Annotated in this window: 13 protein-coding genes; 4 read left to right on the top strand and 9 right to left on the bottom strand. The window is 43.7% G+C overall.

The window, feature by feature from the left end; translation table 11 throughout:
• Positions 1-4: 4 nt before the first annotated feature.
• Positions 5-769 carry a YdcF family protein gene (locus tag WG943_RS14835; protein WP_340410199.1) on the bottom strand — a complete coding sequence of 255 codons (765 nt, stop codon included), beginning with the start codon at positions 767-769 and terminating at the stop codon, positions 5-7.
• A 90-nt stretch (positions 770-859) separates the two neighbouring features.
• Positions 860-1,078, bottom strand: coding sequence for a DUF2905 domain-containing protein (locus tag WG943_RS14830; protein WP_340410198.1), 219 nt, complete (start codon positions 1,076-1,078; stop codon positions 860-862).
• 200 nt (positions 1,079-1,278) lie between these two features.
• Between WG943_RS14830 and WG943_RS14825 the strand changes: the two genes are divergently transcribed.
• A complete protein-coding gene (locus tag WG943_RS14825) occupies positions 1,279-3,720 on the top strand; it encodes a type IA DNA topoisomerase (RefSeq protein WP_340410196.1) in 2,442 nt (813 codons plus the stop codon).
• Positions 3,721-3,792: 72 nt separating this feature from the next.
• On the opposite strand, the gene WG943_RS14820 is transcribed toward WG943_RS14825, so the two are convergent.
• Positions 3,793-4,194, bottom strand: coding sequence for a hypothetical protein (locus WG943_RS14820; RefSeq protein WP_340410195.1), 402 nt, complete (start codon positions 4,192-4,194; stop codon positions 3,793-3,795).
• Between the two features lie 498 nt (positions 4,195-4,692).
• Here WG943_RS14820 and WG943_RS14815 point away from each other — a divergent pair, with 498 nt between their 5' ends.
• Both WG943_RS14815 and WG943_RS14810 read left to right on the top strand, forming a co-directional pair.
• Positions 4,693-5,646, top strand: coding sequence for an SWFGD domain-containing protein (locus WG943_RS14815; protein WP_340410194.1), 954 nt, complete (start codon positions 4,693-4,695; stop codon positions 5,644-5,646).
• A gap of 188 nt (positions 5,647-5,834) precedes the next feature.
• Positions 5,835-6,440 carry a porin family protein gene (locus WG943_RS14810; protein WP_340410193.1) on the top strand — a complete coding sequence of 202 codons (606 nt, stop codon included), beginning with the start codon at positions 5,835-5,837 and terminating at the stop codon, positions 6,438-6,440.
• A 79-nt stretch (positions 6,441-6,519) separates the two neighbouring features.
• On the opposite strand, the gene WG943_RS14805 is transcribed toward WG943_RS14810, so the two are convergent.
• From WG943_RS14805 to WG943_RS14790, 4 genes are all read right to left on the bottom strand, one after another.
• Positions 6,520-7,158: a carbonic anhydrase gene (locus WG943_RS14805; protein ID WP_340410191.1), complete on the bottom strand. Its 639-nt coding sequence runs from the start codon at positions 7,156-7,158 to the stop codon at positions 6,520-6,522.
• Between the two features lie 83 nt (positions 7,159-7,241).
• Positions 7,242-8,810, bottom strand: a complete 1,569-nt coding sequence (locus WG943_RS14800) for a SulP family inorganic anion transporter (RefSeq protein WP_340410190.1) — start codon at positions 8,808-8,810, stop codon at positions 7,242-7,244.
• A gap of 134 nt (positions 8,811-8,944) precedes the next feature.
• Positions 8,945-10,336 carry a HAMP domain-containing sensor histidine kinase gene (locus WG943_RS14795; protein WP_340410188.1) on the bottom strand — a complete coding sequence of 464 codons (1,392 nt, stop codon included), beginning with the start codon at positions 10,334-10,336 and terminating at the stop codon, positions 8,945-8,947.
• A 3-nt stretch (positions 10,337-10,339) separates the two neighbouring features.
• Positions 10,340-11,017 (bottom strand): response regulator transcription factor, encoded by a 678-nt coding sequence (locus WG943_RS14790; RefSeq protein WP_340410187.1) that lies wholly within the window; start codon positions 11,015-11,017, stop codon positions 10,340-10,342.
• Positions 11,018-11,173: 156 nt separating this feature from the next.
• Here WG943_RS14790 and WG943_RS14785 point away from each other — a divergent pair, with 156 nt between their 5' ends.
• Positions 11,174-12,082 carry a cation diffusion facilitator family transporter gene (locus tag WG943_RS14785; protein WP_340410186.1) on the top strand — a complete coding sequence of 303 codons (909 nt, stop codon included), beginning with the start codon at positions 11,174-11,176 and terminating at the stop codon, positions 12,080-12,082.
• Positions 12,083-12,089: 7 nt separating this feature from the next.
• Here WG943_RS14785 and WG943_RS14780 read toward each other — a convergent pair whose 3' ends face one another.
• Together WG943_RS14780 and WG943_RS14775 are read right to left on the bottom strand one after the other, a co-directional pair.
• Positions 12,090-12,449, bottom strand: coding sequence for a DUF1801 domain-containing protein (locus WG943_RS14780; protein ID WP_340410184.1), 360 nt, complete (start codon positions 12,447-12,449; stop codon positions 12,090-12,092).
• Between the two features lie 213 nt (positions 12,450-12,662).
• Entirely contained in the window at positions 12,663-13,307 is a 645-nt protein-coding gene (locus tag WG943_RS14775) for a DsbA family protein (RefSeq protein ID WP_340410183.1), read from the bottom strand.
• Positions 13,308-13,405: the final 98 nt, after the last annotated feature.

Genomic DNA, 13,405 nt, shown 5'->3' with positions numbered 1-13,405 from the left:
TGGTCTAGCAATATCCCAGCAGCTTGTAAACAATAAAGCCTGTAATTTCGTGAATCAGTAGATGCCAGCGGCTAAAAACATCTGCGCTAGGTATAAATAGCTCATCAGGTGTAAAGCGGCGCTCACTGCTATAAAAGTCAGTAGCAAAGCCATCTGCGTTTACACCTGCTTTTTCGAAGCAGCCTGCTGCCCGGCGCATGTGAAATGCTGAAGTGACCAGCAATATGTTTTTATACTGTGTTTGCTGCATTAAATAGTCTGCTGTATTAATAGCGTTTTCGCGGGTGTTGCGGCTGTTGCTTTCCGTTAAAATGTCTTCTTCGGCTACGCCTGCCATTAACAGTATTTTCTCAATCTGCTCTGCCTCCGGTATCCCCTCCTTTAACACAAAACCACTGCCGCCTGTAATCAAAAACTTATCTATTTTATCCATCCGGTAAAGCTGCAGGGGGTGCAGAAAACGGTCAGCTCCCTTTGTCGTGTGGATGCGGTCCGGAATATTCTCCCGGAACGACGTAACACCTGTAAGTATAACGGCTATATCATACTGCCCAACATCTTTAACTGGCGTTGCCTCCACTTCCCATGCTCGCCAGGCTTCGCTTGCTATAAATGGATTTGAAAATAAAAGCAGCAGACCAAGAGCACCAAGAAGCGTAATGCGCCTCCATTTTATAGATTTAAGAAATACTGCCAGTAATAACAATACAATAACCCAAATGATGGGCATCAGCAGAAAGTGAAGGGTTTTAGAAAGTATAAAAAACATGCAGTATAGTAATGATCACACCTTTTGCAGCTACAAAATGCAGCTGATAATGCAAGAGTGCCAAATATACTTAAAAGTGTAATTACTGCCTTAGAAGAATTTCCGGATAACCCACAATAGCAACGACAGCAGTATACTTAACAGGATCATACTTGTAATAGGTGCGTAAAATCGCATGTTCTTTCGTTCTACCCGAATATCTCCAGGCAAATTACCAAACCAACTGAACTTATCTCCGGCCAGCCACACAACAAGGCCAATAACAATAATTACTGCCCCAACAATTACAAGTATTTTTCCTGCCTGCATATGCTGTATTTAGATGAACACGCTAAGGTAGTAAATGTATACTACGGTACCTCCCCTAGTTATACTTTATACTTCAAGATACGATTTCGGTCGGTTAAGAACCGCTAAAAGCTCACCTTCCACAAGTATAAATCCTTCGGAAATGCCGTCAAAAAAGGTTAAATTTGACTTCTGTTTACGTCACTATAATTCCTAATAGCTTGAAAGTTTGCATTGCTGAGAAACCAAGTGTAGCCCGTGAAATTGCCATGGTAATTGGTGCCAAGACCAAGAAAGACGGTTACTTTGAGGGCAACGGCTATCAGGTTACCTGGACATTCGGGCACTTTTGTACCCTGCGCGAGCCCGACGATTACCGCCCTGAGTGGAAACGCTGGAGCCTCTACGATTTGCCAATGCTGCCAGAGCGTTACGGCATAAAACTGATGAATGATGCAGGGGTAAAGAAACAATTTAACATAATAAAACAACTTTTAGAAAAAGCAGAGGAAGTTATAAATTGTGGTGACGCCGGACAGGAAGGTGAAGTAATTCAACGGTGGGTGTTAACGGAGGCAAAGTATAGAAAACCATTCAAACGGCTTTGGATATCATCCCTAACTGAAGATGCCATACGTCAAGGGTTCTCACAGCTAAAGCCGGGTTCAGATTTCGACTCGCTTTACCAGGCAGGCAAGAGCCGCGCCATCGGCGATTGGTTGCTGGGCCTGAACGCTACACGCCTATTTACTTTAAAGTATGCCAACGGCAGCCGCCAGACACTCTCTATTGGCAGGGTGCAAACTCCTACCCTGGCCATGATCGTGAACCGCCACCACGAAATTGCCAATTTTGTGCCGCAACCTTTTTGGGAGCTAAAAACCCTCTACCGCGAAACTATCTTCTCAAGCACCAACGGCCGCTTCCAAAAGGAAGAAGACGCCCAAAAGATAATGGAGGCAATAAAGGAGGCGGAGCTGACCATTACAGATGTTGAGACAAAAAAGGGTACTGAATCTGCGCCAAAGCTATTTGACCTTACTTCGCTGCAGATTGAGTGCAACAACAAGCACGGCATGTCTGCAGACGAGACCCTGAAAACAGTGCAGAGCCTGTACGAAAAGAAGGTAGTTTCCTACCCCCGCGTAGACACTACCTTTCTACCGGATGATATTTACCCCAAGATAGCAGGTATACTTAAGGGGCTAAACAACTATAAGAATGAAGTGGAGCCGCTGCTGCAGAGTAAGATCCGGAAAACGAAGAAAGTCTTTAACAACAACAAAGTAACCGACCACCACGCTATCATACCTACAGGAGCATCGGCAGGTAACCTGTATGGACGCGAGGCAGATGTATATGATATTATTACCCGCCGCTTTATAGCTGCTTTTTACCCGGATTGTATTGTAAGCAATACTACTATTATGGCAGAATCGGCTGGTTATACTTTTAGAGTAAAGGGTAAACAGATACTGGAACCGGGATGGCGTGTGATCTATGGTGCAGAAGATGTAAAATCATCAGATGCGGCTACCAGTAAGGATGGAAAGGATGAGGAGGAAGCAGCTGGTGTACTGCCTCATTTCGAAAAGGGTGAGCATGGCCCACATGAGCCAATGCTGGACAAGAAGATGACCAACCCGCCTAAAGAGTTTACCGAGGCTACCTTACTCCGTGCCATGGAAACAGCAGGAAAGCAGGTTGATAACGACGAGCTAAAAGAAGCGTTGAAAGAAAACGGCATCGGAAGGCCTTCTACCAGAGCCGCCATCATCGAAACGCTTTTTAAACGCCAGTACATCCGCAAAGACAAAAAGAAAATCATTCCTACCCAGATGGGCATCGACCTGATCGGCGTGATCCGTAACCAGACGCTAAAATCTGCGGAGATGACAGGGCAATGGGAACGCAAGCTGCGCCAGATAGAAGGCGGCGAGTTTAAAGCAGAGGATTTTCTTAAAGAACTGCAGGACTTTGTGATAAGCCTGGTACAGGAAGTAAAGTATGACAAAGCTACTGTAACGCTGGAGCCGGTACAGGAAGAAGCAAAACCGGCAGCTGCCAAGAAAAAAACAGCGACAAGCACTGCTAAAAAAGAGCAGGCGCCGGTAAAAGGCCTCGGCTCATGCCCAGCCTGTAAAGAAGGACATATTTTAAAAGGCTCAAAAGCCTATGGTTGCATCCGATTTAAAGAAGGTTGCCGCTTCCTGATTTCGATAGAGCAGCAGGGTAAGGAATTAACTGAGAAGCAAGTACAGGCACTGTTGGGCAAGGGAAAAACTCCTGTCATCAAAGGTTTCAAAAATGAGCAAGGCGAAAGCTATGATGCTATACTTAAGTTGGATGCGAATAAGCAGCTGGTTATGGAGAGGGCAGAGAAGGCACCAGAGGCTGATCCATTTGCGCAATGCCCTAGATGTAAGCAAGGCCAATTACTTAAAGGAAAGGCAGCTTATGGGTGCAGCAGGTTTAGAGAAGGCTGCCAGTTAATAGTACCTTTCGAGAAGGGTGGCAAACAACTAAGCGAAAAGCAGATTGGAGCACTATTGTTAAAAGGCAAGACCCCAAAGATAAAGGGCTTTATATCAGAAAAAACTGGCGAGCCGTTTGATGCCGCCCTGAGCTTTAATGAGCACTGGCAGGTAGTATATCAGTTCTAAAGTATAAATTAACATCAAAACAGAAGAGGGACACTTGGCAGTGTCCCTCTTCTGTTCCATCTATAAACTGATTTACTTTAAAGTAAAGTTAATCTCCTTTTGTTCCAGGTTAGTACGTTTGTCAGTAGCTAAAACCTGTAATTTATACTCGCCCGGAGAAATACCATTCAAAGCAACGGTAGTATCAAACGAAACCACGTTTCTTGCAGGAAACTTTTTAAACTTGACAATATTTGTTTCTGCATTTACAGCCTTAACTATAAACTCCAGATCTTTAACCTCATCTTTATCTACTACAGTCACATTCAGGCGCAGGCCTTGAGCGGCTGTTACCGATTGATTTTTAGTAGGATTATTAATGGTAAGGCTAGGCTTAGAACCATCTGGTTGCATACTTCCATCTTCAAAAAGGTCTTCACAAGCCGTAAGCAAACTAACGGCTAACACAGAAGCAAGCATTGTTTTCAACTTCATGGGTAATTGGGCTAAAAGTCGTTTCCTTTGGCGGTAGCATAAGCTGCGTATCTCAGCTAATTTCACTACCTGGCAATAAGCTACTATTGCTCGGGTAAACTTACAATAAAATTATCGATTACAAAAAACTCATGCTGTCAATCCTTCCATTTCAGCATATAAGCTAATCAAAAAAAGTACAACAAAAGTTCACTCAATTTTCCTTAAGCATAGTAAATAAACCGAACCTCCCTTAGCGCAAGTATATATCAGTCATATTAATCAGTGCGAAACACTTTTTAATCATACTACTAAAAGCCACAGCTACAGGCTCCACTTCATTTTGCATCTTCTTCTAAAATAGGCTAAGGCAGCTTTTGTTATACCTTCTTTCTGGCAGATACTCTGATACTTTGATAACTAAACAGCATTACCTCCGTAAAAAAACACGACTCACCAAGAAAATTTTCCCTTGTTGGGTCGGATTGATTTTTCACATTAAACCATAAAGTAACAACTATGAGAAGCTATGAGAACTCGGGTTACAACCCGTACAACGACAATTACAGATCTGAAAGCAGAAGAGCAGGCAGTAGCTATTCTTCAAGCGACTTAGGAAGTTCTTCACGTAACCGATCCTATGGTAATTCAGACTACAGAACTGGTGAGTTAGGATCTGGAAGAGATGTTTACTCAAACTCAGGCTATGGTAACACTTCAAACTATGGCCGCTCTGCAGGCTCATCTAACTACGGTTCGGGTTACGGATCATCTTCAGGCGGATACGGTTCTTCATCATCTTACGATAGAGATCGTTCTTCCGGACGCGATACTTGGGATCGTGCCGGTGATGAAGTAAAATCATGGTTCGGAGACGACGATGCAGAACGCAGAAGAAGAAGAGACGACATGAGAGATCGTGACAACGACCGCAGCTATGGCTCATCCAACCGTAATTATGGAAGCGGCTCTTCTAACTACGGATCCTCTGGCTCAAGCTATGGTTCTGGCTACGGCTCTGGTTCAAGATACGGATCATCTGGCTATGGCAGTTCAGGTGTAGGCTACGGAAACTCAGGATCTGGTTCAAGATATGGTTCATCCTCTAACTACGGTTCGGGTTACGGATCATCTTCAGGCGGATACGGTTCTTCATCAAACTACGGTTCATCTGGATACGGATCTTCTGGTTACGGCTCTTCATCGTCTTACGATAGAGACCGCTACAGCTCAGACTATGACAGAGATAGAGACAGAGACGATCGTGGATTCTTTGACAGAGCCGGCGACGAAATAAAATCATGGTTCGGTGATGATGAAGCCGAGCGCAGAAGAAGAAGGGACGAAATGCGCGATCGTGAGCATGACAACGATTATAACAGATATGGGAGAAGCTCCTCTTCGTACGGAAACACCTATAGCGGACCTCCCTACTCTTACGGATCATCTTCGAGAAGAGACTATGAATGGTAGAAACACCAATAGGAAGCCGGTTTCGTACGGTTACCGATGGTAATTCTAACCAAGTAAAGTGGATGTAACTCCACAGAGAAACCCCGCTGCAAAAGCAGCGGGGTTTTTTATGTATAAATTATTCTGAACCGGTCAGCTTTTTTTACATTTGTACTTTAACAAATCCCTAAAAGCTATTAAACCCGTTTATGAAGAAACTATTATTCTTAGTTGCTTTCGCATTAGTAAGCTACACTGGCTTTGGCCAGCAGCTTGGTGTGAAGGCAGGCGCCACTTACGCTACTTTTAAAGGCGAAGATGCAAAGAACTACGACTACAGATTAGGCTATACAGCAGGTGTGATGCTGCAGCAGCATATCACTGATCTGGTTGGTGTACAGGTAGAGGCACTTTATACTTCTAAAGGCGCAAAGATCGAGAGCAAAGCTGGAAACACAGAAATAAACAGCATTTACAGACTTAATTATGTAGATGTGCCGGTAATGCTGCACATCTCAGCTGGCGGTATGTTTATCGACCTTGGCCCGCAGGCTTCTTTTATTGCAAAAGCGAAACGCATTAGCGAGACAAATACCAGCAGCACTACCACAACCGTAGAAACCGACATAACAGATCATCCTTACACAGTGGATTTCAGTTATGTGGCAGGTATTGGTTTCAGGGCGGCCAACAACATTGGCATTGAATTGCGCTATAACGGCGGCTTCAAAAAAATTGATGATGAGGGCCCTCTGGTAAATGCACAGCGTCGCAATTCTTCGTTTAATTTAATGCTGAGCTACCTTTTCTGGTAAACGAAGCACATATCACAATTAAAAAAAGCCCCTGCAAGCAGGGGCTTTTTTAGTAAATAGCTCTAATAAAATGTAATCTTTATACAGTTGCGTCTTCGGTTCGTAAACTATAAATATGCTCGTACCGGTTCAGCATCTTAGTATCTACCTGCAGGTCTTTTAGCAAGCCTTCACTTAAATCGTAAACCAAGCCGTATAGTTTAGGAGGATTATCTGATGCCATGGCATTCTGTATAATAGAGGTCTTAGACAAGTTTCTAACCTGCTCTATTATATTCAGTTCCACCAAACGGCGCAGGCGCTGCTCTTCATCCTCTATTGCTCCCAGCTCGTCGTCATGCAGGCGAATTACATCTTTTATATTGCGCAGCCAATTATCGATAAGTCCATACTGGTTGTTGCCGGCAGCTGCTGCCACACCTCCACATCCATAGTGGCCACATACAATAATGTCTTTCACTTTAAGCACCTCCACTGCGTACTGCAGAACTGATAACAGGTTCATATCGGTATGCACTACCATATTGGCAATGTTGCGGTGTACGAATATTTCACCTGGCCCTGTACCAGTTACTTCGTTTACAGGAATACGACTGTCTGAGCAACCAATGTACAGGTAACGCGGGGTCTGCCCCATGGCCAGTTTCTTAAAGTAGTTACTGTCCTCAGCCAGTTTATCAGCTACCCATTTTCTGTTATTCTCAAATATCTTCTCCATTTAGCTGTGCGCCTTAAGGTATTAATTAGTTTTATTTTGAATAGATTATAAGGTGTACCTCAAATTATGTACACCATAAAACCTTAATGCATATCCATTACAGATACTTCAGGCACGTTTAGCACCTCTACTGTGATGTTTCTTTCGTGTGCCGTTTTCTTAAACGCCTGTATAGCTTCCAGCACATCATAGTCAATGTACTCAGAGTTTTCGCCATCGATAATCACATGACTGTTTTTAGGCATATGGTCCAACGTTAGTACAATGCTAGCCTTGTTCAGGAAAGATACGTGCTCACTTAGTTTAATGCGGATAACCTCTCTGTCTTGCTTCTCTTCTTTATGATAAAAGTATGGAGATTTATAATTCGCTTTTAAGATATAGAATACACCAACAGCCAGACCAATACAGATACCTATTAAAAGGTCGGTGAAAAGGATAGCCAATATTGTTACAATAAAAGGAATAAACTGCTCAGAACCAATCTTTAGCTGCGACTTGTACAGGCTTGGCTTCGTTAACTTAAAGCCTACTACCAACAGCACAGCAGCTAGTGCAGAAAGCGGGATCAGGTTAAGGAAGTTTGCAAGGAACAGCACCGATAACAACAGGAAAATACCATGTATAAAAGCCGACATTTTGGTTGCACCACCTGCGGCAATGTTTGCAGAACTGCGCACAATAACAGCCGTCATTGGCAAGCCACCTATCATACCACTTAAAATGTTACCTACACCCTGTGCCTTTAGCTCACGGTTGTTTGGCGTGCGGCGCTTATGAGGGTCAAGCTTATCAACAGCCTCTACGCTAAGCAGTGTTTCAAGGCTGGCTACAATGGCAATGGTAATAGCTACTACATACACTTGAGGGTTGGTAAGCATGCCAAAATCAGGCAAACGAAGTTCGTTGCTCAACTCGGTAATGCTGCCGATTACAGGTAGAGAAACAAGGTGCGATGCTGAAATTGCCAAACCAGGTGCCATGCTCTTGAACATCTCATTCATGGCAATAGACAATACTACTACAATTAGAGCGCCTGGTACCAACTTGAAAAACTTATAGCGCTTAAGCCAGGCTGTATCCCATACAATAAGTATAGTTAATGAAACTATGCCTATGATCAACGCACCTAGATTGATTGCCGTGAAAGCATGAAGCAACTCAGAGAAAGTAGTTCTGCCATCCGGCTGGAAGAAGGACATCTCACCAAAGAAGTCATCGTCAGCGCCCATAAAGTGCGGTATCTGCTTCAAGATAAGTATAAGACCAATTGCGGCCAGCATGCCTTTGATAACAGATGACGGAAAGTATAAACCAATAACACCTGCCTTAATAAAACCCAGGACAAGTTGCAAAACACCAGCTAGCACGACCGCCAAAAGGAAACCCTCAAAGGATTGCAGTGTTTCGATACCGTTTAATACAATAACAGTTAAGCCAGCAGCAGGACCACTAACACTTAACTGAGAGCCGCTTAGAAGGGATACCACGACACCGCCAACTATACCTGTTAAAATACCTGAGAAAAGCGGAGCTCCCGAAGCCAGGGAAATACCCAAGCAAAGAGGCAAAGCCACCAGGAAAACTACAAGACCTGCCGGAAAATCTTTACCCAGCGTGGCCATGTAGTTTGTAGAATTTTCTGATTTCATACGCTAATTTTTGTGCGAATTTTAAAGTAAAGTGCTCTTGCAGATCAGCAAGAGCACACCTTGATTAAATTAAGCACAAAGTTAGCTTGGTAAGATTAAGGGGGTATTAAAATGATATTAAAATCTGATTAAAATCAGGATTTAACAGGAATGAAATGATACGCCTGAGGTAATTTAATGGCTACTTTTGTACCTTTGTTAATAACAGAATCAACAGTGATGCTGCCTTTGTGCAGCCTTAAGATGCGATCAGCTAATGGAAGGCCTATGCCATGGCCTGTAATGTTGCGGACATTCTCTGCCCTAAAAAAGGGAACGAATACATGTTTTAAATCCTCTTTATGAATGCCGAGGCCTTGATCGGTAACTTCCAGCATTACTTCACTATCGCGCACATCTATAACCGCTAAAACAGTTTGTCCCGTAGGTGTAAACTTAACAGCATTTTCCATCACGTTTACCATCGCAATAAGCAGCAGTGGTTCACTTCCTTTTACCATCAATCGATCTTCATCATCCGGAAAATTGCCGAAATCTATACTAAGATGGGCATTTGGCAGGCGCTTTAGTACCTGATCGTAAGCCGTCCATACTAACTCATCGAACCTGAAGTAGGAGAATTTAATTTTTGAAGGATCAATGCTGGCCTGCGCTATCTGGAGGAGGCCATTAGAGAGCTCTGTAAGCAAGCGGGCATCTTCCAGGATGGATTGTAGTACACGCTCATACTCTTCGGATTCGCGTGGCTTCATAAGCGCAACTTCCAGTTCTCCGATCATGGCCGTAAGGGGAGTTCGCAGTTCGTGGGAGGCACTTGATACAAAAGTGCTCTGCATCTCAAAAGAAAGCTCCAGCCTGTCCAGCATTTTATTGAACGTTTGCGCAAGGTGTGATATTTCGTCTTTGCCATCGGCATCGCTCAGGCGAAGGTGCAGGTCGTTTGCGCTGATTTTCTCTACCTCGCTAACTACTTTTGTGATAGGCTTTAGTGCTTCTTTCGAAAAAACCCAACCAGCAATAATTACCACAACCATAGACCCCAGAAAGCCAACGATCAGGATAATTTTAAGGTGCTGCAGCTTACGCAGGCTATACGCATCCACAGAAGAGGCTAAAATATAATAGTCGCCTTTTGGGCCTTGATAGTATATGCCTACTACCTGCCTTACTCCTTTTTCATATTGTACTACCTGTTGCTGCCTGATGGTGGTCAGTATGGCTTCGTTTATACCTAACTCCCCTTCCCCATCAGCAAAGTATAAGCTACCTTTGTTGTCATACACACGAACTGCTTCGTAAGGTAACTCACGGTAATAGTTTATTTCGTTCTGTCGCCTTTGTGCAGGCCCTGTACTATTTGCCTCCAGCACATACTTTGCGGTACTTTTGGCCCGGTTGTAAATACGCTTGTAAAAATCGTCCTGCCGGTAAATAGAAGTAAAATAATAGACAACCAGCGAAAAGAACAGCAGTATCAGGGCAAAAATGCTGGTAAACTGTAATGTAAGCTTATACCTGATTTTCATGTGTTACTCCTGCTCCTTTAGCACATACCCCATACCCACCAGCGTATGTATCAATTTGTTTTCGTAGCCTTTATCTATCTTTTTACGCAAAAAGTTAATGTATACATCTATCACATTGCTACCCGTATCAAATGATGTTTCCCATACCTGCTCGGTTATATCTACCCTCGATACTACTTTGCCCTGGTTGCGCAACAGGTAATAAAGTAAAGAAAACTCACGAGCCGTAAGGTTGATAGGTTTGCCACCACGTGTTACGGTTCGCTTGGCAACATCCATCTCAAGATCAGACACAGACAGTTTTTCACCGGTACTGTTTTCAGTTCCACGGCGGGTAAGTGCCCTAATACGCGCCATCAGCTCCTTAAACTCGAATGGTTTAGTCAGATAATCATCGGCACCGGCATCCAGTCCGATAATTTTATCATCCGTGCTGCCCAATGCGGTGAGCATAAGTATGGCCACTGTTCTGTTGTGCTTTCTTATTTCACGGCAAACATCTATCCCGTTCATGTGGGGCAATATAATGTCCAGCAAAATAACGTCATACTCATTCTGAAGCGCCAGCTTAACCCCGAAAACGCCATCATAGGCCTGGTCTACCTCATAAGATTGCTCTTCGAGTCCTTTTTTGATGAAGGAAGCAACCTTTGGTTCATCTTCAATGAGCAGAATTTTCATAAAATGTTATTTAGAGCGGCAGTACATAGTTAACTTTAGGTGCAACGCCATAGTTGCTGTGGCAAATTACACAGCAGTTGGTAAAACCTGAACAATATTGAGCATCGAAAGTGTACGAAGGTATCAAAAATATGCTAGAACCGTTTTAATTATACAATGGCACATTCTCATAACAATGACCACGGACACAGTCATGGGCACCACCACCACACCAGCGACAACATAAAGGTTGCTTTTTTCCTGAACCTGGGTTTTACCCTAATAGAGCTGATAGGTGGTATTTGGATTAACAGTGTAGCCATACTTTCGGATGCCCTGCACGATTTAGGTGACTCGCTCTCGCTGGGTCTTGCCTGGTATTTCGAGAAAGTGGCTAAGAGGCAGCGCGATGCTAAGTTTACGTTTGGTTACAAGCGCTTCTCATTATTGGGTGCTGTTGTAAATTCTGTTATACTGCTGGTTGGATCTATCATCATTCTTTCGGAGGCAATTCCACGTATATGGAACCCTGAGCCAGTAAATGCCGCCGGCATGATTGGTTTTGCTATACTTGGGGTGCTTGTAAACGGTGCCGCGGTGCTCCGCTTAAAGGGCGGTGAGTCTTTAAACGAAAAGGTTGTGCGCCTGCACCTGTTAGAGGATGTGTTGGGTTGGTTGGCAGTACTGGTAGGCGGTATTATACTTTTCTTTTTTGATTGGCCTGTAATTGACCCTTTGTTATCGCTGGGCATTACAGTGTTTGTACTCTACAATGTAGTACGCAATCTGCGCCAAAGCTTAAAGATACTGCTACAAGGAACGCCCGCACATATAAATACCAATGATGTAAAAGCAAGCCTGGAAGCACTACCACAGGTAGCATCTGTACACGACCTCCACATCTGGACAATGGATGGCACCTACAACATTATGAGTTTGCATGCCGTTCTGCCAGATGGTTTTGTAACCTCCCAAAGCAGTGAGGTAAAGCAAACCATCCGGGAGCTGATGGCTGAGTTCGGTATCAGCCATGTTACCATAGAACTGGAAGCTCCTGGGGAAGTGTGTACGTTTAAAAACTGTTAGCCCTTAATTAATTTTGGTTAAGGTAAACTGCCTCGCGCACCAGCTCCGCAAAATAGTTCTCGTCTATGTCTTCTATTGATCTTATTTTGATGTGAGGATTTTGGCCGTTGCGGCTAACTAACCTACGGTGTGGGTCTGTAAGTTCTTTGCCACGGAAAAAACCAAAGTGGATACCACTGCGGGATGAGGCAAAATAGCAAACAGGGCCGTAAAAGAAATAGCAGGCGCAGTCCCAGCGCACGCACTCTTCTAAGTGCGCCACCGAATTATGGATAATGCGGCGGACTTCGTTTGCCAATAATTGTTTTTCTGGAGTCAGGTTATCGAGATACTCGTCTACTTGGTTAGTTGTTGTTTTGCTTCTCATATTAGTTTAGCTCATATCAGAACAAAGGAGCTCTTGTTCTTAAATATACGAACATAAGAATATTTTGGCAATCAGATATCCCTAAAATAAATGAAAGTATGTTCATTTATTTTAGCTACGTTAACCGTAGCACCAAGTATAATGGAATATAACCTGTTGGTTTACAATAAAGAGAGGTGTTATTTTTAGTGACCTCTTTATTGCGACTAAAATTTACCCGTTAGCATGTTCCATTACTGTCAGCAGCCGTTGTTCCAGCTCATTTATGTCTAAATACCCCCTGGAGATTTGCTCGCTGCCATGGTTGGTTAACAAAAACAGGCTCGGAAATGTATCGGCGCCAATGTCATCTACATACCCGAACTCGTCCTCCATCTGCTGCATAATCTCTTCCGACTCAAACAGTGTCAGAAACAGGTTTTCGGAAATACCAAACATACCAACTATTCGGGCAAGCACCATCGGGTTCCGGAGATCGAGGCCATCTGCATAAAAAGCTGAGTGCATAGCCCGAAGTACTTCTAAAGTTAGTACCGGACGCAACAGTCGAACGCAAAGCATAGCCCTGCAGGCAGGTTCGGTATTATATACAAACTCTTGTTCTTTAAAGAAACGGTAATCGAAAGGCAGGTAGGTACGTTCCTGCACCAGGTGCCAGCTTAAGGCTAATTGGTCTTTTTCTTCCCTTGTTAATGGTGTGGTAGTATGAGCGTTTAAATCGCCAAACAATACTTTTACTTTTATCCTGCCCTGCCACAGTGCCCTCAGGCGGCGCACCACTGCCGTAAACCCATAGCACCAGGCGCACATGGGGTTTGTTACATAGATCAGTCGCGGACTATCAGAAGCTCTTACCATAGGCTATACTTTTTGCCTATGTATTTACCTGTTTAAAGCTGGAAGGGTTTTCTTAGAGAATTGATAATTAGGAAGTATGATTTGAAAGTGACAATAAC

The organism is Pontibacter sp. H249, assembly GCF_037892465.1.
Lineage (GTDB): Bacteria > Bacteroidota > Bacteroidia > Cytophagales > Hymenobacteraceae > Pontibacter.
The sequence above is the reverse complement of the archived record's forward strand: the minus strand, read 5'-3'. Positions and strand labels throughout refer to the sequence as shown.

Coding starts and splice junctions, on each gene's coding strand:
- WG943_RS14835 (WP_340410199.1), bottom strand. CDS start 769: ATGTTTTTTATACTTTCTAAAACCCTTCACTTTCTGCTGATGCCCATC.
- WG943_RS14830 (WP_340410198.1), bottom strand. CDS start 1,078: ATGCAGGCAGGAAAAATACTTGTAATTGTTGGGGCAGTAATTATTGTT.
- WG943_RS14820 (WP_340410195.1), bottom strand. CDS start 4,194: ATGAAGTTGAAAACAATGCTTGCTTCTGTGTTAGCCGTTAGTTTGCTT.
- WG943_RS14815 (WP_340410194.1), top strand. CDS start 4,693: ATGAGAAGCTATGAGAACTCGGGTTACAACCCGTACAACGACAATTAC.
- WG943_RS14810 (WP_340410193.1), top strand. CDS start 5,835: ATGAAGAAACTATTATTCTTAGTTGCTTTCGCATTAGTAAGCTACACT.
- WG943_RS14805 (WP_340410191.1), bottom strand. CDS start 7,158: ATGGAGAAGATATTTGAGAATAACAGAAAATGGGTAGCTGATAAACTG.
- WG943_RS14800 (WP_340410190.1), bottom strand. CDS start 8,810: ATGAAATCAGAAAATTCTACAAACTACATGGCCACGCTGGGTAAAGAT.
- WG943_RS14795 (WP_340410188.1), bottom strand. CDS start 10,336: ATGAAAATCAGGTATAAGCTTACATTACAGTTTACCAGCATTTTTGCC.
- WG943_RS14790 (WP_340410187.1), bottom strand. CDS start 11,017: ATGAAAATTCTGCTCATTGAAGATGAACCAAAGGTTGCTTCCTTCATC.
- WG943_RS14785 (WP_340410186.1), top strand. CDS start 11,174: ATGGCACATTCTCATAACAATGACCACGGACACAGTCATGGGCACCAC.
- WG943_RS14780 (WP_340410184.1), bottom strand. CDS start 12,449: ATGAGAAGCAAAACAACAACTAACCAAGTAGACGAGTATCTCGATAAC.
- WG943_RS14775 (WP_340410183.1), bottom strand. CDS start 13,307: ATGGTAAGAGCTTCTGATAGTCCGCGACTGATCTATGTAACAAACCCC.